13 protein-coding genes are annotated in these 21,096 nt (G+C 71.3%); 7 read left to right on the top strand and 6 right to left on the bottom strand.

The window, feature by feature from the left end:
* The 3 genes from HG543_RS09305 to HG543_RS09295 form a co-directional block, all read left to right on the top strand.
* A partial coding sequence (locus HG543_RS09305) for a hypothetical protein (RefSeq protein ID WP_169344346.1) occupies positions 1 to 716 on the top strand: 716 nt, incomplete at its 5' end.
* A gap of 111 nt (positions 717 to 827) precedes the next feature.
* Positions 828 to 3,131: a hypothetical protein gene (locus HG543_RS09300; RefSeq protein WP_246356867.1), complete on the top strand. Its 2,304-nt coding sequence runs from the start codon at positions 828 to 830 to the stop codon at positions 3,129 to 3,131.
* A 242-nt stretch (positions 3,132 to 3,373) separates the two neighbouring features.
* Positions 3,374 to 4,663 (top strand): SGNH/GDSL hydrolase family protein, encoded by a 1,290-nt coding sequence (locus HG543_RS09295; protein WP_169344345.1) that lies wholly within the window; start codon positions 3,374 to 3,376, stop codon positions 4,661 to 4,663.
* A 10-nt stretch (positions 4,664 to 4,673) separates the two neighbouring features.
* Here HG543_RS09295 and HG543_RS09290 read toward each other — a convergent pair whose 3' ends face one another.
* Positions 4,674 to 5,390, bottom strand: a complete 717-nt coding sequence (locus tag HG543_RS09290; RefSeq protein WP_169344344.1) for a hypothetical protein — start codon at positions 5,388 to 5,390, stop codon at positions 4,674 to 4,676.
* A gap of 34 nt (positions 5,391 to 5,424) precedes the next feature.
* Positions 5,425 to 8,094 carry a phosphoenolpyruvate carboxylase gene (locus HG543_RS09285; RefSeq protein ID WP_169344343.1) on the bottom strand — a complete coding sequence of 890 codons (2,670 nt, stop codon included), beginning with the start codon at positions 8,092 to 8,094 and terminating at the stop codon, positions 5,425 to 5,427.
* Between the two features lie 341 nt (positions 8,095 to 8,435).
* Here HG543_RS09285 and HG543_RS09280 point away from each other — a divergent pair, with 341 nt between their 5' ends.
* Positions 8,436 to 8,951, top strand: a complete 516-nt coding sequence (locus tag HG543_RS09280) for a hypothetical protein (RefSeq protein WP_169344342.1) — start codon at positions 8,436 to 8,438, stop codon at positions 8,949 to 8,951.
* A gap of 93 nt (positions 8,952 to 9,044) precedes the next feature.
* Positions 9,045 to 11,783, top strand: a complete 2,739-nt coding sequence (locus HG543_RS09275; RefSeq protein WP_169344300.1) for a hypothetical protein — start codon at positions 9,045 to 9,047, stop codon at positions 11,781 to 11,783.
* Between the two features lie 39 nt (positions 11,784 to 11,822).
* Here HG543_RS09275 and HG543_RS09270 read toward each other — a convergent pair whose 3' ends face one another.
* Complete coding sequence (locus HG543_RS09270) at positions 11,823 to 14,372, bottom strand: DEAD/DEAH box helicase (protein ID WP_169344341.1); 2,550 nt, start codon at positions 14,370 to 14,372, stop codon at positions 11,823 to 11,825.
* Between the two features lie 296 nt (positions 14,373 to 14,668).
* Between HG543_RS09270 and HG543_RS09265 the strand changes: the two genes are divergently transcribed.
* Both HG543_RS09265 and HG543_RS09260 read left to right on the top strand, forming a co-directional pair.
* Positions 14,669 to 15,262 carry a DUF4142 domain-containing protein gene (locus tag HG543_RS09265; RefSeq protein WP_169344340.1) on the top strand — a complete coding sequence of 198 codons (594 nt, stop codon included), beginning with the start codon at positions 14,669 to 14,671 and terminating at the stop codon, positions 15,260 to 15,262.
* A 100-nt stretch (positions 15,263 to 15,362) separates the two neighbouring features.
* Positions 15,363 to 16,400, top strand: a complete 1,038-nt coding sequence (locus tag HG543_RS09260) for a cyanophycinase (protein ID WP_169344339.1) — start codon at positions 15,363 to 15,365, stop codon at positions 16,398 to 16,400.
* On the opposite strand, the gene HG543_RS09255 is transcribed toward HG543_RS09260, so the two are convergent.
* From HG543_RS09255 to cphA, 3 genes are read right to left on the bottom strand one after another with little or no spacing between them, the layout of a single operon-like run.
* Positions 16,394 to 17,206, bottom strand: a complete 813-nt coding sequence (locus tag HG543_RS09255) for a cyanophycinase (RefSeq protein ID WP_169344338.1) — start codon at positions 17,204 to 17,206, stop codon at positions 16,394 to 16,396. The genes HG543_RS09260 and HG543_RS09255 overlap by 7 nt on opposite strands.
* Before the next feature lie 3 nt (positions 17,207 to 17,209).
* Positions 17,210 to 18,358: an amidohydrolase family protein gene (locus tag HG543_RS56750; RefSeq protein WP_169344337.1), complete on the bottom strand. Its 1,149-nt coding sequence runs from the start codon at positions 18,356 to 18,358 to the stop codon at positions 17,210 to 17,212.
* A complete protein-coding gene (cphA, locus tag HG543_RS09245; protein ID WP_169344336.1) occupies positions 18,310 to 20,991 on the bottom strand; it encodes a cyanophycin synthetase in 2,682 nt (893 codons plus the stop codon). Before cphA ends, HG543_RS56750 begins: the two co-directional genes overlap by 49 nt.
* Between the last annotated feature and the right edge of the window lie 105 nt (positions 20,992 to 21,096).

Genomic DNA, 21,096 nt, shown 5'->3' with positions numbered 1-21,096 from the left:
GGCCGGGCACGGACTTCGCCTGCAACGTGGCGCGACAGGAGGGCTGCCCCTCGGGGCAGAGCTGTCACTTCGCGGACCTGGAGGACGGCGGCACGGGCAGCCGGTGCTTCGCGGCGGAGTGCGATGTCGTCCGGCAGGACTGCCCCCAGGGGCAGCGGTGCACCTACGTGGGCCAGGGCGGCGCCACGCAGCGCCGGTGCGTGGAGGCGGGCACCGCGGAGGAGGGCGCGCCGTGCACGCTGGCGGCCAATGACGGTGGCCTCACCTACGACACGTGCCAGCAGGGCCTGTTCTGCAAGGACGAGCCGGTGGACGGCGGCACGGGCTTCTTCTGCCGGCGGCTGTGCCACGCCACGTCCGAGTGCGGGGAGCAGGGCGAGTGCAACACGGTGCTCCGGCTGGAGGGCACGGCGGAGCTGCCGCTGGTGTGCGGCCCGCCGTCGCGGCAGTGCGACCCCTTCGGCGAGGACTGCACGGCGCCGCTGAGCTGCTACCCGTCCACGTCCGGCCCGGTGTGCGCGGGCACGGGCACCCGGCGCGAGGGCGAGGCGTGTGACTTCAGCAACCAGTGCACGCCGGGCAGCGCCTGCGTGGACACGGGCGGCGGGCTGACGTGCCGCCCGCTGTGCCGCCCCGGAGGGACGCCCGCGTGCGCCACCGGCACCTGCCGTACGGTGGGCAACAACCCTGGCGTGGGTGCCTGCGTGCCTTCCTGAGGCGGCCCTCCCTCTTCGGAGGGAGCCCGGAATGCCCGTATCGGAGGGAGCCCGGAATGCCCGTACACGGTGCTTGACCGTGGCGGGCTCCTCCGGTTTGGGAAGGGGGCCATGCACGCCGCACGCCCCCTCTTCCTCGTCGTGTCGATGCTCTCGGGGCTCGCCTCCGCCGTCCCCGTCGTCCAGGTCCCCGAGGGCGGCCGGCCCGTCGAGGTCATCCCGAAGGGCGTCATCTGCGGGCCGGTGCGCGGCGGCTGGACGCTGGGGGCCGACGGGCGCTCCCTCCAGCCGCCCGCGAAGGCGGACGATGGCGACCGGGTGATGGAGCTGACGGTGGCCGAGAGCCCTGGCCGGTGCGCCGAGAGCGAGGCCACGGTGATGGTGATTGCCACCGGCCCCCTGCCCCGCATCGACGCGGCGGCCACCACCTTCTACCCGGACGACGGGCGCGTGGAGCTGCGGGGGACGAACCTCCTCAACGTGGCCATCGCCTGGGCCGGCACGCCGCGCGGCGAGGCCCCGCGAGGTCCCCCGGAGGGACAGGACGTCTGCCTGACGCCCTCCACGGGCAAGGGGCCGGTGGACTGCGCCGTGCCGGTGGCGCAGGGCCTGCCCACGGACGCGGTGCTCTTCTGGATTCCGCCCCACGGCCGGAGGGGCCCGGACGTCACCACCTACGACGCCAACGGCAACGTGGTGGACGCGGAGGCCATGCGCCTGCGTCCCGGCCGCGTCATCCTCACCCAGCCGCTGGTGCTCTCCAACGGCGTCGACGTGTCGAAGGGGCCGGGCTCCGTGTCCGTCAGCCACTCGGAGGCGATTGCCAGCGCGGAGTGCGGGCTGGCGCGCTGCGAGGTGGGGGACGGCGTCGTCTACGTGCGCAACGTGCCCGGCGTGGACGCCACCATCTCCCTGCGGCTGCGGCTGACGCCCCGCGTGCTGTTCGCCCGGGGTGACGCGCTGGAGCAGACCGTCTCCGCGACGCTGCCCGTGCTGGCCTGCCCGCTGACGGCCGTGGAGGGCACGGTGCTGCGCGGGGCCGAGGACTCGGCGCTGGTGGTGCGGCTGGACCCCATCTGCGCGCATGACTCGCGCACCCTCATCTGGACGGTCAACAACCAGCGCGCCCGCGTGGAGCGCGTGCTGAAGACGGCCGAGGGCACCCACGTGCTGCTGCGCACGGGCGGCACCCCCGACCAGCAGGTCACCATCACCGCGCTGACGTCGCGGCACGAGGGGACGGTGGTGGCCTCGGAGACGGCGAAGACGACGCCCCTGCCCGTCCCCCGCGCGGTGCTGGAGCTGCCCGGCCACGGCCCCATCGACTTCGTGCCCACCAACCGCCCCGCGGAGGTGCACGTGGCGTCCGCGGCGGGCCTGGGACGCTTCGTGCTCCACGCGCTCCCGGGCGCGTACGGCGTCACCCCGAAGGAATCCACCACCCTCATCCAGGGCGAGGCCGCTGCGGGGGGCTTCGTGGCGCTGCGCTTCGGCTACCAGCTGCCGACGCTGCCGGGGGAGCTGGCCACCGCGGACCTGGCGCTCGTCGACGAGCGCGTCCAGCGGCTGGTGCGCGAGGCCAGCGTGCCCGCCCGCGTGGACACGCTGTTCGAGTTCGTCTGCGCGGACAAGGACGGGAAGGACGTGAGCCTGGCGCCGAGCCGGCCGCACCGGCTCTCCTACGAGATGCGCAACACGTGCCGCGTCATCGTGCACCGCGAGCGCCTGATGCCCGAGGAGGGCAACCAGGAGGTGCACCTGCGCGTCAGCGTTACCCGGCCGGATGGCTCCACGCGCGGGGAGAGCGGCGTGGACCAGCGGATGTTCCTGCGCCCCAAGGGGGACGAGCGCGTCATCCCCGTGCCGGGGAACCTGGGGCAGTACGACCGCATCCTCGTCCAGGTGTCCCACGTGGCGGACGAGGCGCGCTACGCGCTGGCCACGACGGACCGCACGGGCCTGCCCTCCGCGCAGTGGACGGCCACCATCCAGGGCGGCCTCTTCCGGCTGTACGCGACGGCGGCCATCCCCGCCGGCCTCTACCGCGCCACGGTGCCCACGGGGCAGCTCGCCATCAACTTCGGCGTCCTGTCCCGGCTGGCCCTGCTCAACAACGAGGGGCAGGAGCGGCTCCTGGGCATCGAGCTGGGGCTGATGGGGCTGGGGCTCGTGCCGCAGTCGGGCGACATCCAGTTCCCGCCCACGGTGGCGGTCGTCACGGGGCTGGGCCTGCGCGTGCCCATCGGCCCGGGGGCCGCGGTGGGGGCCAACGCCTGGGTGGCCTACGAGTTCCGGGGCGACATCAAGCGCAGGACGGGCGGCGACCCGAACCTGGACCCCGTCGTCCCCTCCAGCAATTGGTCCTTCATCTTCGGGCCGAGCATCTCCGTCGGAAACGTGGGCTTCAATCTCTGAGGCGGACGACGCGCTTCGTCAGCGTCGGGCCCGCGAGGCCCTGAGGAAGTCGCGCGCGCCACCGTCACGGTCGTGCCGGCGCGTGCCTGGAGAATCCGTGGGCACGCGATGGAAAAGTGTTGCCCTTCGTCGCATGGCCGGCAGCCGGGCAGGCGCTCTCGCGGGAGTGCATGCTCGCGCCGCGACCGACTCGTCACGCGGCCCCCGGGTGCGCATCCTCAAGCGCCGGGAAGGGGGAACGGATGCGAGTGTGGCGAGCGTGGCTCGGGGTGGTGGTGTGCGCGGGGAGTGTGCTGCTGGCGTGTGCGGACAGCACCGGCGAGGCACTCCTGGAGGAGGCACCTGCTCCGGAGGCGAGCGCGCCCGCGTCGGTGGAGGCCAGCGCCCCGGATGCGCCGCTGGAGGTGGCTCCGGCGCTGGTGTTGAACGATGAACGCCGGGTGCGGCCCACGCCGCCGCCCCCGCCGCCTCCACCGACGAAGCCGGACGCCATCTTCCAGCCCGGCTTCCACCAGGCGCTGCGCTGGTCCCACAGCGTGGGGAGCACGGTGACGTTCCGCATGCGCGTGCCGGTGGCGCGCGAGGGCGGGCGCATCCGCGTCACGTTCCGCTCGGGGGACGGGAACCTGACGGTGCAGCGGGCCACGGTGGCGAAGGCGGGCACCGATGGGGCGCTGGCCTCCATGCCGGTGCCGCTCACCTTCGGCGGGAAGGACGGCTTCTCCACGGGGGCGCGCACGCTGGTGACGTCGGACCCGGTGGACTTCCCGGTGTCCTTCCGCGACGACCTGGCCATCAGCTTCGAGGCGCGGGGCGCGCTGGCGGTGAGCGCCATCGACGCCTTCCCGGGCAGCTACGCGCGCACCGGGACGCACTCGGCGGTGCCCGAGGTCCTCGGAGGCCAGCCCTTCGAGCGCGCCGTGGGCGTGGCCACGGTGGACGTGGAGGGCTTCCCGACGCGGGCCTTCGTGGCGCTCGGGGACAGCATCACCGAGGGCTACATCGACATGAAGAACGACACCCGCAACGCGTGGCCGGCGCTGGTGGAGGCGCAGCTCGGCGTGCCGGTGGTGAACGCGGGCGTCAGCGGCCAGGGCTTCTTCGACGCGCTGGAGCTGCTGGACGGCGAGGTGCTCACGCTGCGGGGCATCACCGACTGCCTCGTGCTGCTGGGCACCAATGACCTGGGCAACGACGGCGCGCTGGGGCAGATTCAATCGCGGATGCTGCGCCTGGTGGAGCGGCTGCGGCCCTTCTGCCGGGTGTGGGTGAGCACGCTGCTGCCCAAGGAGAAGTCGAACCACAGCCCCTACACGGTGGTGAAGCAGCAGCGGCTGGCGTTCAACGAGTGGCTGCGCCAGGGCGCCACCGGCACGGACCTCATCGACCTGGAGGCGGTGACGCGCCGGCCGGACAACCCGCACCTCTTCCTCGAGGGGCTGGTGGTGGACGGCATCCACCCCAGCGCCGAGGGCCACCGGGTGATGTCCACCGAGGTGGTGCGCATGCTGCGCGAGCGGGGCGAGCTGTAGGCCCCGCGTGTCACGCCGCCGGGCGCGGGCCCAGCACGCCGTGCAGCACGAGCAGCTCGGCGAGCCCCGGCGGCGCCAGCACCCAGTCGTCCTCGGTGGGCACCCAGCGCACCGGAGCGCTCGCCGCCTCCAGCCGCGCGTTCACCTGATGAATCAGCGGGGCGAAGGTGATGTCGGGCGACTCCCAGCTCCCCTCCCCCGCCGCCACCTCCACGTCACCGGGCGTCAGGATGAAGGCGGGGCGTCCCTGGACGGGCTGCACCTGGAAGCCCGGCAGGTACGGCTGCATCGCGGCCTGCAGCCGCTCCAGCAGCCCGGCGTCCTCGTAGGGGTGGTCGACGTCCCACTCGAAGAAGGTGGGCAATTGCGAGAGCAGCTCCAGGTGGAGCGGGTCCTCGCGGCTGTCGCGCCAGTGGTGCTCGGCCAGGTCGAAGGCGGTGGCGGGGATGCGCAGCTCCCACCGCTCCAGCTTCGCGAGCAGCTCGCCCATCCGCTCCACCAGGTCCGACGGGGGCTGCGCGCGCGACTGCCACTTCACGTCGGAGACGGACTGGCCGCGCCGCAAGCCCGTCACACGGTCTCCCACGCGCAGCTGCATCCGCGGCTCTCCGGACTCCTCGTCCGGGTAGAGCGGCGCGTGGAAGGGGCCCGCGCCGCCGTCCGGGCGCAAGAGCGCGAAGCCGTGCTTCGGGTTGATCTCCACCACGCTGAACGTGTCCCTGGGCATTCCATTCTCCTAACGGCCCGCCGTGCGCGCTTCACTACCCCGTGTTGCGCATGCCCGCAGCGATTCCGTTGAGCGTGAGCAGCAGCGGCCGGTCGCACTCGGCCTGGCCCTCGCGCTTGCGCTTGAGCAGCTCCACCTGGAGGAAGGACATCGGGTCCACGTAGGGGTTGCGCAGCGAGATGCTGCGCTGCAGCTGCGGGTTGTGGTCCAGGAGCTTCAGTTCTCCGGTGAGCGCCTTCACCTGCTTGCGCGTGCGCCGGTGCTCCTCCTGGATGCGGCGCCACAGGGGCCGCGTGGAGACGGGCGCCAGCTTCGCGTAGCGGCCGGCGATGGCCAGGTCCGTCTTGGCCAGCACCATGGTGACGTTGTCGATGACGACGCGGAAGAAGGGCCACTCCTTGTACATCCGCTTCAGCATCTCCGCCCCGCCTGGCTCGCGCGAGTACGCCTCCAGCGCGGAGCCCACCCCGTACCAGCCGGGGAGGATGGCGCGGTTCTGCGTCCAGGCGAAGACCCAGGGAATCGCGCGCAGCGTCTCCAGTCCCCCCGCCTTGCGCTTGCTCGGGCGCGAGCCAATGGGCAGCGCCCCGATTTCCTCCACCGGCGTCGCCGCGGTGAACAGCTCCAGGAAGCGCGGGTCCTCCCAGACGAGCCCGCGGTACTCGCGCCGTCCCGTCTCCGCCAGCGTGTCGAACACGGCGCGGAAGGTGGCCTCGGCCTCCGGCGGCGGGCGCGGCTGCGCGTCCAGCGTGTGCAGCAGCACGCCGCCGAGGATGAGCTCCAGCGTGCGCCGCGCCAGCTCCGGGCGCGCGTACTTGTGGTCCAGCGCCTCGCCCTGCTCCGTGGCCTTGTAGCCGCCCGCCACCGCGCCCGGGGGCAGCGCGAGGATGGCCTCCTGCGCGGGGCCTCCGCCTCGCGCCACGGACTCGCCGCGGCCGTGGAACAGGCGCAGCGGCACCCCGGCCTCGCGGCACACCTCCGTGAGCGCCACCTGCGCGCGCTGGAGCGCGGCGCTCGCCGCCAAGAGGCCCACCTCCTTGCCGGAGTCGCTGTAGCCCACCATCACCTCCTGCGCGCCTCGCGCGTTCAGGTGCCGGCGGTACTCCGGGTGGGCGAAGAGCGCGCGCAGCACGTCCGGCCCCGAGTCCAGCGCCCCGAGCTGCTCGAACAGGGGCACCACGTCCACCGTGGCGCAGCCGCGCTTCTCGTCCCACAGGCCCGCGTGCTTCACGCACTGGAAGGCCGCGAGCACGTCCTCCGCCGTGCTGGCCATGCTCAGGATGAGGGTGCGGCATGCGGGCTCGCCCGACTCCGCCTGGGCCTCCTTCAGCCGCGCCAGCACCGCCAACAGCCGCGTGCCTCCTTCCGTCGGCGGAGGCCCGCCGTCGAGCGAGGCCGCCGCGCTCACCGCGTCCTCCGCGGGCACGCGGGCCTCCAGCTCGGCCAGGGACAGGCCCAGCGCGCACACCCGCTCGCGCACCCAGCGCAGCCGCCGCAGCCCGGCGCGCGCGCCCTTCGCGTCCACCAGCGCGTTGGCCAGCAGGTCCAGGTCCTCCAGCAGCGCCTCGGGCGTGCGGTAGGCCCCGGCCGGCATCTCGCGCGTCTCACCGGCCCGCTGCGCCGTCACGTAGTCGAGGGCGCGCTGCAGCCGCTCCTCCATGAAGCGCAGCTTGCGGCGCCACGGCTCGCCGATGGTGCGCGGGGCCAGGCGGCGCTGCGCCTCGGGAAGCTCCGCCGCGTCGCGGGCCAGGGACGCCTCCAGCGCCGGGGACGGCTTCGCATGCCGCGCGGACTGGGAGAGCCTTCCACCCAGCGCCTCCAGGTCATGCAGCAGCCTCCGCAGGCCGCGGGCGCGGTGCGCGCGCAGCGTGTCCGCGAACACCTCGGGCGTCACCAGCGGGTTGCCGTCCATGTCCCCGCCCACCCAGGAGTGGATGCGCACCGGCGTGCCCACCTTCCCGAGGGGCTCGCCATAGGCGCGCTCGAAGGCCCAGTCCAGCATCTCCGGGGTGAGGGAGAGCTGCTCGGCGAGCACCTCCTCCACGTACCAGAGGGCGTTCTTCACCTCGTCGCCCACCGTGGGGCGCTCGCGGCGCAGCTCGTCCGTCTGCCACAGGGTGGTGATCTCCTCGCGGAGGGACTCCAGGTTCTCGGCGGACTCGCGGGGCGTCAGCGCGCAGCGATCCCTCTCCTCCAGGAGGCTCGCCATGCGGTAGAGCTTCTCCAGCAGCGTGCGGCGCACGGCCTGCGTGGGGTGCGCGGTGAGCGTCAGCGTCACGCGCATGTGGCGCAGCGCCTCGCGCACGCGCTCCGGTGGCACGCCGGCCGCCTTGAGCGACAGCAGCGTCGACTCCATGGAGCCGCGCTGGGGCCGGGCGGACGCGGAGCCCGCGTGGGTGCGCGCGCGGCGGATGCGGTGGTGCTGCTCCGCGAGGTTGACGAGCTGGAAGTAGACGGCGAAGGCGCGCAGCACGGGCTCGGCGCGCTCCAGGGGCAGTCGCTGGAGGATGTCCGCGAGCTGCGCCGCGGCGGCCCGCCGCCCCGCCACCGGCCCACGCCGCCGCTGGATGGACAGGCGCCGGACCTCTTCCTCCAGGTCGAAGAGGTCCTGTCCCTCCTGCTCGACGAGTACCTCCCCCAGAAGCCTGCCGAGCAGGCGGACGTCACGACGGAGGGGCTGATCCAGAGCGCGTGTTCGAGCCATACGCCTTCAACCGTAACGCCGCACCGCGTCTTCGGCCCGGTCATTCACAGGACATTCGACCGGCAGCGGACGGTGGGACCGCACGGGCTGGCTGCTCCGTGCCGGTCGCCCCGTCATCCACGAGCGACTCCTGGCATCGGGTCATGGCCCCGACCCGCGCACACCGCGTCTCCGGGGCCACACACACCTTTCGGACGCTCACGGCATCCGCCCGGTGCCGGACACTCGGTGGGCCCAGGCCCCCGGCCCCGTGGCTCCGGAGCCACACGGAGGCCCGGTCCATGCCTTGCACAACACCCCGCCCGTGAGCCGCGCACGAGTCCGCGGCGAGGAGCCGAGACATGTGGACGACACGGTGGGGGAAGGTGACGTTGCTGTGTGGCTGGCTGGCCGCGCCGCTGGCCGGAGCCATGGAGCTGGAGGAGCTGCCCACGGACGCTCGCGCCGACGTGGAGGACGCGTACACGGAAGGGGCCCCGGACGAGATGGGCCGCCTCGTGGACCCGGATACGTTCTTCCCGGGTGACACCGAGGAGCCCCTGGACTCGCCCCGGCTCCGTTACGCCGAGCCCCTCTCCTGCCCCGCCGTGCCGGGGGGCCGGGTCTGGGTGGCGGACACGGAGGAGTGCGGCGAGGCCGAGTGCATCCGGACGACGACGGTCTGGATTGGCTCGTGGACCGTCGAGGACGCGGAGCTGGAGGTCCGCTGCGAGACGGACCGTGTCGTCCTCTCCACGCAGGACTGGCAGTGGGTGCTGGAGCCCGACGCCCAGGGCGCCATGGACGTCGCGGAGGCGACGCCGGCCGAGCCGGAGACCGCCCCCGCCGAGCTGGCCGCTCCGGCCTCGGAGACCTGAGCCGGCACGCGACGGGGCTTCAGGGTTTTTTGGGACGGCGACGAAGTGGGGCGCTCTTGACGGGTCGAACAACCCGTTTCCAGCGAGGCCCCCATGTCCGGTACGCGAGTCCCTGAAGGTCCTGGTATCGACCCCTCCGTCAACATCCGCAAGGCGGAGCAGGCCCGCCGGGCGGAGCAGGCGCGGCAGGCGGAACAGGCCCGCCAGGCGGAGCAGGCGCGGCAGGCGGAGCAGGCGAAGTCCCCCAAGGATGGGGAGCGGTTCCGCTCCGGCTTCCAGGCCGGCGCCCCGCCCGCGAAGCGGCCCGAGCTCGACCCGAAGGCGGCTCCCGCCACCTCGCTGCTCACCGAGAACACCCGGGACGGCAAGGCGAACTGCCTGGACAAGGCCAAGGACTGGGTGGACCTGGCGTCGCCCGAAATCCGCGGCCGCTCGGAGCTCGTGTTCCTCAAGGACAAGCGCGCCGGGGAAGAGGGCCAGTCCGGCCACGTGGTCGTCCGCCAGGGCTCCAAGGTCTACGACCCCGCCACGAAGAAGAGCTACGGCTCCACGGAGGCGTTCCTGAAGGAGCAGCCCCACTACGAGGAGGCGGGCTCGCTGCCGGCCGGTCAGGCGAAGAAGATCCTCGACGCGCCCCCCGGCTCCCCCGAGCGCCAGAAGGCGCTGGAGCGCGCGAAGGTGTCCCCCGAGCTCCAGTCCATGATGGTGGCGGACTCGCCCCAGCAGTCCGATGCGGGGAGCGGCGTCGCGACGAAGAAGCTGACCCCGGAAGAGGCGAAGCAGGCCGCGCGCGCCGACGCCGAGAAGGTCCGCAAGGACATGAAGCAGGGCTGCATCTACGACGTGGGCGCGAAGACCTTCGTGGGGCTGCTCGACGCCAACAAGGACCCGGTCTACCAGCAGGCCCTGGTCCAGGAGCTCGGGCCCGAGCTGAAGCAGATGGCCGCGCAGTCGCTGAACACCACCCCGCAGCTCGGCAAGCCCCAGCTGACCGCGCTGGCCCGGGCGGGCACCATCGGCGGCACGTTCTTCACCCAGACGCTCGCCAAAGAGATGGCGAACGCGTGCCCGCCCCAGGGGCTCTTCAAGGGGCAGTCGCCCCTGTTCTCCGAGCTCGCGCAGTCCCCCGGCGGTGCGAAGCTGGGGACGGCGCTCGCGCACGAACTCCAGTCGGCGCGCAAGCCCGGTGCGGCCCAGCAGGTGGGCAACTCGCTGGCCGAAGGCATCCGGAAGACCCGGGAGAACTTCGAGGAGAAGAAGAAGGCGGTCGGCAAGGCCAACGAGGAGCTCGCGGCGTTCGTCAGTCGTCTCAGTCCCGCGCTCACCTCGGAGCAGCAGAAGAAGGCCGTCCTCGACTACCAGAAGCGCACCCCCGCGTATCGCGAGTACGAGGATGCGGCCCGGAAGCTCGAGGGATGCCTGACGACGCCCGGTTCCGTCTATGGAAGTTACGCCAAGGCCACCGGCAGCCAGTCGCCGAATTGGATGGGGCACCTCGGCAACGAGGCGACGGCGGCCATGGAGCACTTCCCCGACTTCGCCAACACCGAGACGGGCCAGCAGCTGTTCCAGCGAGAACTGGAGAAGCAGGCCGAGGGCCAGCCCAACATCTTCGAGGAACTCGAGGACCCGGCGAAGCTCGGCAAGCTCGGCACGGACTTCTCCACCAAGCTCACCGCGGCCACCACCAAGGCCATGGGCTCCCTGGTGCTCTCGAAGGCCGATGACCCGGAGGCCAGGGACCGGCTCCTTGGCACGCTCGAGAAGAACCATGCCCTGTTCGGCTGCACCCAGGCCGAGATGAAGGGGATGGTGGATGTCTTCAAGGAGCTGTCCACGAGCGGCCAGAGCGCGGAGGAGGCGGCGGCGGCGAGGCAGGAGTTCATGCGGCGCTCCGGCGAGCTCGCGGGTGGGGCTCCGGGAGTCGTCGAGCCCATCCGCGCGCTCGGAATCGCGTTCTCTTTCGTCGGTGTGGTCAATGGCGGCCACAAGTTCACCGAGAGCGAGCTCAAGGATCAGGTGAAGACCATCGGCGAAGCGTTCAGTGTCACCGGAGATAGCGGGACGATGGTGCTCCAGATGCTGGGCAAGTCGACGGGCTCCGTCGCGTCCGTCCTCGGCCGCCTTTCCGGCGTCGGCAACGCGGTGTCGGCGATTGGCGACATGATCGGAGCCGCCGACAACTTCACCCAGGGGAAGATCTGGGAGGGTGCCGCGGACAGCGCCTCCGCCCTGGGCGGGATGACCCTCGCCGCGGCCACCGTGCTGCCCGTTCCGGTCTGGGGGCAGATTGTTGGCGGCGCCCTCCTCGTCGGCGGCGCCGTGACCTCCGCCGTGTTCGAGAAGATGGATGCCGACAAGAAGGAGGCGGAGATGAAGAAGAGCTTCCAGGCGGCCGGTATCACCGAGCCCGCGCTCTCCCACCTGATGGACGCGGACGAGGAGAAGCTCAAGGCGCTCACGAAGGAGCTGAAGCTGTCACCTCAGGACATCCAGCGCGCCGCGCGGGAGGCTCCGGAGCTGCTCGGCCTGCATCCCAAGGAGATGGAGAAGCTCGCGCAACTGGGGGCCGCCTACGGCGTCGAGGGCTCCGAGTTGCTGGGGTTGATGGACGCCTTCCCCACCGAGAAGGACGGGCCGAAGAAGGACTTCCGGCGCCTCGTCAACGTCCTCTCGCTGTCGCGCGCCCCGTCCTCCAACCGCCGGGAGGACTGGGAGCGCTTCTTCAGCGGCAAGCTCGAGACCACCAGCTACTACACCCACTACAAGAGCGAGCTGGACGCGCTCCACCGTTACCTCACCGGGCCGTCGCAGCCGAAGCAGGCCGCGTGAGACCCCGTGCCGCTGGGGGGCGGGGGGGCCCCCCGGCGGTTACGGTCCGATGCGCCGCAGGATGAGGATGGGGCCGTCGTCCAGCTTCCGGTCGCGCAGGTCGATCTCGCAGTCGAGCATCCAGTCCCCGTGTCCCTCGGGGTCCATGATGCGCTGCTGGGCCTCCCACAGCCGCGTGCCCGACTCCTTGAGGAAGGTGTTGGACGGCTTGCGCGCCTGGGGCGTGAGCACCACCAGCTTGTGCTCCTCGAAGTACGGCACCATGGCCTGCTCCAGCTTGGGCGCGGTCCACTCGCCCAGCGGGTTGTCCAGCATGGCCAGCGCGTCCATGTAGCGCTTCTGTCCCAGCGCCCGGAGCAGCCGGTGCAGCTCCTCGCGCACGCGGGCGGCGAAGGCCTTCGGGTCGTCGGTGAGCTCCTTCGGCTTGAGCTCCACCACCGGCTTCGTGGCCACGACGGCGTCCGGGTTCTTCATCCGCTCCCACTCGTCCAGGAGGCTGGAGTCCACCTGCCGCAGCGTGGCGCGCAGGTGGTCGCAGAAGTCCTCCACCTCCTCCGTGCGGAAGCGCTCGGGCACCGTCTGCACCAGCGTCTTGTAGACGTCATTCACGTAGCGCAGCAGCACGCCCTCGCTGCGCTGCAGGCCGTACTCGCGCACGTAGTCGTGGAAGGACATGAAGCGCTCGAACATGTCCCGCACCACCGACTTGGGGCGGATGTTCTCCTCGCCCACCCACGGGTGCTTCTGCGCGAACTTGTTGAAGGTGCCGTAGATGAAGTCGCGGTTGGGCTTGGGCCACTCCAGCTTCTCCAGCTCCTCCATCCGGTCGTCGTACTCCACGCCCTGCGCCTTCAGCTCGTTGACCTTCTCGCCCTTGAGCTGGTTGAGCTGCGCGTAGAGCACCACGTCCGGGTTCTCCAGAATCGACTCCACCAGCGTCACCACGTCCAGCGCGTAGGTGTCCGTGGTGGGGTCCAAAAGCTCCAGCGTCTCCAGCAGGTACAGCGACAGCGTGTGGTTGAGGCTGAAGTCGTGCTGCAGCTCGCCGGCCACCTTCACGTGGGCGCCGGAGCCATTCTGCCCGCGCACCACCTCGACGATGCCCGCGCCCACCAGCGTGCGGAAGTCCCGCGCCGCCTCCTTCAGGTGCCGGCGCTTCAGGTAGTCCGAGTCATGGCACTGCTGGATGAGCTTCACCAACCGCCGGTACCCGCCGCGCGCCTCCGTCTCGTGGTCGCTCTGCAGCAGGTTGAGAATCATGCCGTGCGACACCGCGAAGCGGGACTCCAGCGGCTCGGGCATGCCGTTCTGGAGCCGCTCGAAGGTGCTCCGGTCGTACTGCACGAAGCCCTTCTGCGGCGGCTTGGCCTTGGGCGCCTTCTTCTTGCCGGCGGCCTCCTTGGCGGCCTGCTTGATGTTCTCGATGACGTACTCGGGGGCCTGGGCCACCACGCTGCCCTGGGTGTCGAAGCCCTTGCGGCCCGCGCGGCCGGCGATCTGCTTGAAGTCGCGCACGCTCAGGGTGGCCAGCTTCTCGCCGTTGAACTTGAACAGCTGCGTGAAGAGCACGGTGCGGATGGGGATGTTGACGCCCACGCCCAGCGTGTCCGTGCCGCTGATGACCTTGAGGTGGCCGCCCTGCGCCAGCTTCTCCACCAGCAGCCGGTACTTGGGCAGCAGCCCCGCGTGGTGCATGCCGACGCCGTGGCGCAGGAAGCGCTGGAACTCCTTGCCGTAGGGCGTGTCGAAGGGCACGTCCAGCAGCTCCTGGCGGATGGACTCCTTCTCCTCCTTGGTGGAGAAGTCCACGCTCATCAGGTTCTGCGCCTGCTCGGCGGCGGCGCGCTGGGTGAAGTTGACGAGGTAGATGGGGTACTTGCCGCGCGCGATGAGGTCTTCAATCGTCTCGTGCAGCGGCGTCTCGCGGTAGTCGAAGTCCAGCGGCACGGGGCGCTGGTCGCTGCGCACGGTGGCCACCTCGCGGCCGGTGAGCTTCTGCAGGCTCTCCTCGATGACGTGCGTGGGCCCGAGCGTGGCGGACATCAGGAGGAACGTCGTGTCCGGCATCGCGATGAGCGGCAGCTGCCACGCCACCCCGCGCTCCCTGTCGGAGTAGTAGTGGAACTCGTCCATGACGACGTAGTCCACGCGGGCGCCCGCGTCGCGCAGGGCCAGGTTGGCGAGGATTTCCGCCGTGCAGACGATGATGCGCGCGTTGCGGTTGATGCTCGCGTCGCCGGTGAGCATGCCCACGTTCTCCGCGCCGAAGGCGTCGCAGAGCGCGAAGAACTTCTCGTTCACCAGGGCCTTGATGGGGCAGGTGTAGTAGGAGACCTTGCCCTCGGCCATGGCCTTGAAGTGGAGGGCGGTGGCCACCAGCGACTTGCCGGAGCCGGTGGGCGTCTTGAGGAACAGATGCTTGCCGGCCAGCAGCTCCAGGATGGCTTCTTCCTGGGCCGGGTAGAGGCTCAGTCCATTCGTCGCCACGTAGCCGACGAAGCGGTTGAGGGTCTCATCCGCGTCCAGGGGAGGCTCTCCCGGCTTGGGAAGCAGGGCGGCGAGCGGCGCTTGGGTTTCGGAAGTGGCCATCACAGGCCAGACTCTAGGCGGGCGCCCCCGCTCCCACCGGGAAAAATCGCCTGCTGGCACACGCTGCGTGAAGGAAGACGCCACCCTGGCCGCCAGGAGGGCCCGGGTGTCCCCTCCTCCACGCTGCACCTGGGTCCAATGGGTGCGGGTGGGGGGGGAGGCCATTGTCGCGGCCAGGTCTCTTCCGGTGGGCAGTCGCGCAGTCCGCGGCACCACACTCCCCCTACCTCCACATCCAGTAACGACTGGCGCTGTGTGGCACCAACCTCCCCACACCGTTTTGACGGAGGAGAGGCATGCACACGAAGCGGTCGTGGATGGGAGCGGTGTTGGTGAGTGCGCTGCTGGTGTTGGGGGCGGGCTGCGATGACGACGACAACAACGGCGACACTCCGCCCCCGGAGGCCGCGCCCGAGGTGCAGGACCTGACGCTCAGTGACGCGCAGATTGTCCGGGTGCTGGTGGTGGCCAACGAGGGCGAGGTGATGCTGGGCCAGCTCGGACAGCAGCGGGCCACCTCGGCGGAGGTGCGTGACTTCAACGCGCGCATGGTGACGGAGCACACCGAGGCCCAGCAGCGGCTGGAGCAGCTCGCCCAGGACCAGGGGCTGGTCCCCGAGGACAGCGCCGTGTCCCAGCAGCTCCAGGACGAGGTCCAGAGGATGATGGAGACGCTCGAGGCGGCCCCGGCCGACACCTTCGACCTGGCGATGATGGGCTCGCAGGTGGCGGCCCACGCGCGCACGGCGATGACGGGAGATGCCCTGCTCATGCCGCAGGTGCAGAACACGGCCCTCCGGCAGGAATTGATGACGCTGCGCAGGAGCGTGCAGGAGCACCTCGAGGAGGGCGCCGACATCCACTCGGACCTCGCCGACACGCTTCCCTAGCGGGTGTACCTGGGGCCAGTGGCGTCGTGGATTTCGGACTTCCACCTTGAGGGATTGGTGGGAGTTCCGAACTCCACCTGCGAAAGGAGCAGCGAGCCCCATGGCCCGGAAGGCTGCCAAGGCGAAACCGAAGCGGAATGGAAGGCCGCGAATCCAGGACGTGGCGCTGCGCGAGAGCCAGGTCGTCCGTTCGAGTGACCGCGGCGAAGCGCCTCCCGAGCGCCCGCACGCCCCCTCGGAGCGGCGGCGGCCCGCCTCCGGACGGCTCGTCATCATCGGCGGCCACGAGGACAAGGAGAAGGACCGCGTCATCCTGCGCCAGGTGGCCCGCTGCGCGCGGGGCGGCCGCGTGGTGGTCTGCACCGTGGCGAGCGACGTGCCCGGGGAGCTGTGGGAGACCTACCAGCGCACCTTCCAGGACATCGGGTGCAAGGACGTCGTCCGGCTCGACATCGAACAGCGCGCGGACCTGCTGGTCGACCCGCCCCTCGACATCCTCGACGGGGCCGACGTCTTCTTCTTCACCGGCGGCGGGCAATTGAAAATCACCACGCGCTTCGCGGGCACGCGGCTGTGCGCGGCGGTGGAGGAGTTCTATCGCCAGGGTGGCACGGTGGCGGGGACATCCGCGGGCGCGGCGGCCATGTCCGACACCATGCTGGTGACGGGCAACAGCCGCGAGAGCCACAAGATTGGAGAGACGCTGCAGATGGCCCCCGGGCTGGGCTTCCTGCGCGACGTCATCATCGACCAGCACTTCGCCGAGCGTGGGCGCATCGGCCGCCTGCTGGGCGCGGTGGCGCAGAACCCGCGCTTCATTGGCCTGGGCATCGACGAGGACACGGCCGTCGTCGTCGAGCGCGAGGAGTCCTTCACCGTCATCGGCTCCGGGGCCGTCTACGTCGCGGACGCGGAGGACGTGACGTACACCAACGTGGCCGAGGAGGAGTCCTCTCGGACGCTCTCCATCTTCAACGTCCGGCTCCACGTGCTCAGCCAGGGAGACCACTACGACCTGCGCACGCGCCGGCCCACGCACCAGTTCGCCAAGAAAATCGAGAAGCAGATCGAGGCCGCCGAGCGCCGCCTGGGCCGCAAGCCGCAGGCCGCGGACTCCGCCGCCTCCGCCCCTCAGTGAGGCAGGGGGCGGCGCGACACCAGGCTGAAGCGGTCCCCCCGGCCCAGCATGTGGACCTTGGTGTCGTGCACGGTGAGGATGCCCTCCGAGTGCCGGTCCGACAGGCTGGTGTACGTCATGCCGGTGGCGTCGAAGACGTAGACGGCGCCCGAGCCGAGCACGGTGAACTCCTCGTCATTCATCACGTGGATGGCGGTGTCCTCGTCGATGCCGATGCCGAGGCTGTGGGGGTTCTGCGCCACCGCGCCCATCAGCCGGCCGAAGCGGCCCCGCTCCGCGAAGTGCTGGTCGATGATGACGCCCTTGAGCAGACCCAGGCCCGGCGCCAGCGTCAGCTGCGTCAGGCGCGACACGTTGCTCTCCCCGAAACCGAGCATCGTCTCCGCCGCGGCCGCCGCCCCGGCGGACGTGCCGACAATCGCCGCGCCCGCCTCGTGCAGCCCGAAGATGTGGTCCATCACCGGCGTGCCGCCCATGAGGCTGGTGATGCGCAGCTGGTCGCCGCCGGTGAAGAAGAGCACGGACGCGCCATCCAGCTTCTCGATGCCCTTCCCCGCCACGGCCTCCTCGCGCGTGCGGATGTCCAGGCAGTCGAAGTGCTTCACGCCCAAGCGGGCGAAGGCGGCGCGGTAGACGCGCTCCATCTCCTCGGGCTCGCTGCTGGCCACGGTGAGGATGACCAGGCGCCCGTTGCCGGTGGCCGCTCGGGCCACGTGGCGGAGGATGGCGGCCTGCTCCTCGTCCGCGGGGTTCTTCTTCTCGTTGCCTCCGATGATGAGCAGCTCGCCCCTGCGCTTCTTCTTCATCCCTCACCCCTCGCGGGACACGAGTCGCCCCTCCCGCACCAGCGCCCGGCCGCGTGCGAAGACGTGGGCGACCTCCAGTGTCCGCTCGTCCAACACCACCACGTCGGCATCCATGCCAGGGGCCAGCCGCCCCTTGCGTCCCAGCCTCAGCGCCGAGGCCGGGTTGGCCGTGAAGTACGGCAGCACCTCCTCCAGGGGCAGGTGCTCATCGCGGACGAGGGCCGCCAGCTCCTCCCTCAAGCGGCCGGGGTGGGCGCCCGGCGTGTGCGCGTCCGAGGACATCGTCAGCCGCGCGGGAGGCCCGCCCCGCTCCCGGTACTGGCGCACCCACGGGCCCAGCGGCGGGTCCACCGTGTCCAGGTCCACGTAGGCGCCCCGGTGCGCGAGGGCGATGGCGTCGTCCATCAGCTCCGGGGTGCGGTTGGCGTGGGTGATGTAGAGGCAGGATGGGTCCACCTCGTGGGTGTCCAGCAGCGCGTGCAGCAGGGACAGGCGGCCACGCCCGGGGCCGGCGTGGAAGTGGGTGACGCCCGCCTTGCCGGAGATGCGGCCGCCCACGGTGGCGGAGGCCACCACGCGCGCCAGCTCGTCCAGGTGCGGCTGGCTGGAGCGCACATCGGAGATGGCCAGCTCTCCCACCCCGACCACGAGGTCGATGAGGACGAGGTCGCCCTCGATGGTGCCGGTGAGCGTGCGGGGCGGAATGTGGAAGCCGCCGGTGTAGACGAGGGCGGTGATGCCCTCCTCCGTGAGCTGACGGGCCTTGCCGACGAGCGCCTCCAGGCTGCGGGTGACGCCGTCGGTGCCCAGGCAGCCCACGGCGGTGGTGACGCCCGCGCGGGCGAGCTGCTCGAAGGACACCTCGGGCATGCGGGTACGGAAGCCCTTCTCCCCACCCGCGCCGATGAAGTGCTCATGCGGGTCCACGAAGCCGGGGATGACGAGTCCCCCGGCCACGTCGATGACCTCGTAGGGCAGGCCCAGGGCGCGCACCGCCGCCTCGTCCACCAGTCCGATGCGGGCCACCTGCCCACCCACGAGCAGGACGGACCGCACCCCGAGGGGCTCGGGGGCGTACACCGCACCGTGGCGCAGCAGGGTCATCACGGCGCGCTTGCCACCGCCCCTCCGGACCAGACGGGCGTCGAGCACAGCTCCTCGTCGTGCTCGCACGCCAGCGCGTTCACCAGGTCCAGCGCTTCATCCACCTCGTCGGCGATGACGATGATGCGGTCTCCGGGCTGCGTGCGGTGGAAGGCGCGCGTCACGCCCGCGCTCTGGTCCTCGACCAGGTGGCAGGGGCGCCCGTCCGTCACGCAGCTCATGAACATGCGGGGCACCTCGTCCTTCGCGCGGCCCCGCAGGTTCTTCAAGTCGTGGACGACGTACTCGTCCGCCATGGGCAGCGCGGCCTGGAACGTCGTGAGGAGGTCCTCGTCGCGCCGGTCTCCCGGCAGGCCCACCACCATCAGCGTCTTGCGCGAGCCGTCGCGAGGCAGGGCCTCGGCGAGGGCCCGCATGGCGGCTGTGTTGTGGCCGTAGTCCACGATGATCTGGCGCCCGCCCACGCTCATCATGTTGAAGCGGCCCGGCGTCATGAGCGGGTCGGAGCGGAAGGTGTTGAGCGCGCGGGCAATCATCGCCGGGTTGATGCCGGCGGCCCAGGCGGCGGCGCTGGCGGCGAGCACGTTCTCCAGCTGGAAGCGGATGGTGCCGCCGGCCGTGAGGGGCACGCGCTCCAGGTCCACCAGCCGCTGCCGGTGCGAGCCGCGCGCGGTGACGACGGCGCCGTCCTCCACGAAGACGCCCGCGCCGCCGTCCGCGAGGTGGGAGGCCATGACGGGCCCGTCCGCGCTCCGGCCGAAGTACACGACGCGTCCGCGCGACGCCGCGGCCATCTCGGCCACGTGCGGGTCGTCCGCGTTGAGCACGGCCGCGCCGCTCTCCGCGACGGACTCGACGACGACCTGCTTCACGCGGGCCAGCTCCTCCAGGGTGTTGACGCCGCCCTGGCCCAGGTGGTCCGGGCTGAGGTTCGTGACGACGCCCACGCTGCACCAGTCGAAGCCCAAGCCCTCGCGGAGGATGCCTCCGCGGGCGACCTCCAGCACGGCGGCCTCCACCTTGGGGTGGAGCAGCACGGCCTGTGCGCTGCGGGGGCCGGAGCAGTCGCCCTGGATGATGCGCTTGCCGGCGATGTACGTGCCGTCCGTGCAGGTGAAGCCGACGACCCTGCGGGCGGTCTCGAACATGTGGGCGACGAGCCGTGTCACCGTCGTCTTCCCGTTGGTGCCGGTGACGGCGACCAGGGGGATGCGCGAGGGGGCGCCCGGCGGGTAGAGCATGTCGATGATGGCCGCGCCCACGTCGCGGGGCGTGCCCACCGCGGGCTCCAGGTGCATGCGCAGGCCGGGGGCGGCGTTGACCTCGACGATGGCGCCGGCCTGCTCCTCGATGGGCCGGCTGATGTCGCGGCAGAGCATGTCGATGCCGGCCACGTCCAGGTCGAGAATCTGCGCGGCCAGCTCGGCGAGGCGCGCGTTCTCCGGGTGGACGTCGTCCGTCACGTCGGTGGCGGTGCCGCCGGTGGAGAGGTTGCAGTTCTGGCGCAGGCGGACGACCTGGCCCGGCTCGGGCACGGACTCCGTCGTCATTCCCTGCTGCGCGAGCACCACCTTGGCGGCGTCATCGAGCTTGATGCGGCTCAGGGTGCCGCTGTGGCCGGGGCGGCGGCGCGGGTCCTGGTTGACGATGTCCACCAGCATCGCGACGGTGTGGTGGCCGTCGCCGACGACGAGCGCCGGATCTCTCCGGGCGGCGGCGACCATCTTCCCGCCGACGACGAGGAGCCGGTAGTCCAGGCCCTCGATGTGGCGCTCCACGAGCACGCGGCTGTCGTACTGGCTGGACACCTCGAAGGCGTCGCGCACCTCGCGCTCGGAGCGGAGGTTGACGAGGACGCCCTTGCCCTGGTTGCCGCCCTCGGGCTTGAGGACGACGGGCAGGCCCAGGTCCTGGGCCACGCGCCATGCCTCGTCGGCCGAGCGGACCGTCTCGCCCTCGGGAACGGGGACGCCGACGGTGCGGAGCATGCGGTTGGTGAGGGGCTTCTCCTGGCAGATGTCGACGGCGATGGCGGTGGTGTCGGACGTCTGGGAGGCGAGGATGCGCTTCTGGTGGATGCCCTGCCCCAGCTGCAGGAGGCTGCCGGTGGGGGTGATGCGGCGCACGGGAATCTTGCGGCGGCGGGCGGCATTCGCGAGCGCGCGGGTGCTGGGGCCGAGGCGGTAGTCGTCCGCCACCTCGTGCAGGCGCTCGATTTCGGCGGCGAAGTCGAAGGGCTCGTCGAACATGCCGGCAAGGACGAGGCGCAGCGCCATGTCGAAGGCGGCGCGGGCGGGCTCTTCTTCCTCGTAGGCGATGACGACGTTGTAGACGCCGGGCTCGCCAGCGCCGCGGGCTCGGCCGTAGCCCACGTCGAACCCGACGAGGTTCTGCAGGGCGAGTGTGACGTGCTCGACGATGTGGGGGAGGTAGGTGCCGCGCAGCAGGCGCTGGTGGAAACCGCCGGGGCGGCCCACGCTGCACTCGTGCTCATGAAGGCCGGGCAGCCAGCCCATGAGCCGTTCGACGAAGCCCGGGAAGGAGTTGCTCGGTCGCTCCTCGAGCGGGCCGATGTCCATCACCACCTTGAGGACGGGCTTGTACGCGTAGAGGTTGGGTCCGCGCAGCGCTTGTACCCGGCGGACCGTGACTCCATGAAGCGAGGTCGAGGTCTCTGACATGGTGTGTGCCAGGCGGCACTGATTGCCCCCGGCTGTCAGGAAGTTAGGGACCTCCGTCCTACCCGGCCCCTTGTACCGAGGAACAATGGGTCGCAAGGGCCAGCA

Origin of the sequence: Pyxidicoccus fallax (assembly GCF_012933655.1) — a bacterium.
Classification (GTDB): domain Bacteria; phylum Myxococcota; class Myxococcia; order Myxococcales; family Myxococcaceae; genus Myxococcus; species Myxococcus fallax.
This window is presented reverse-complemented; position numbering and strand designations above follow the sequence as displayed.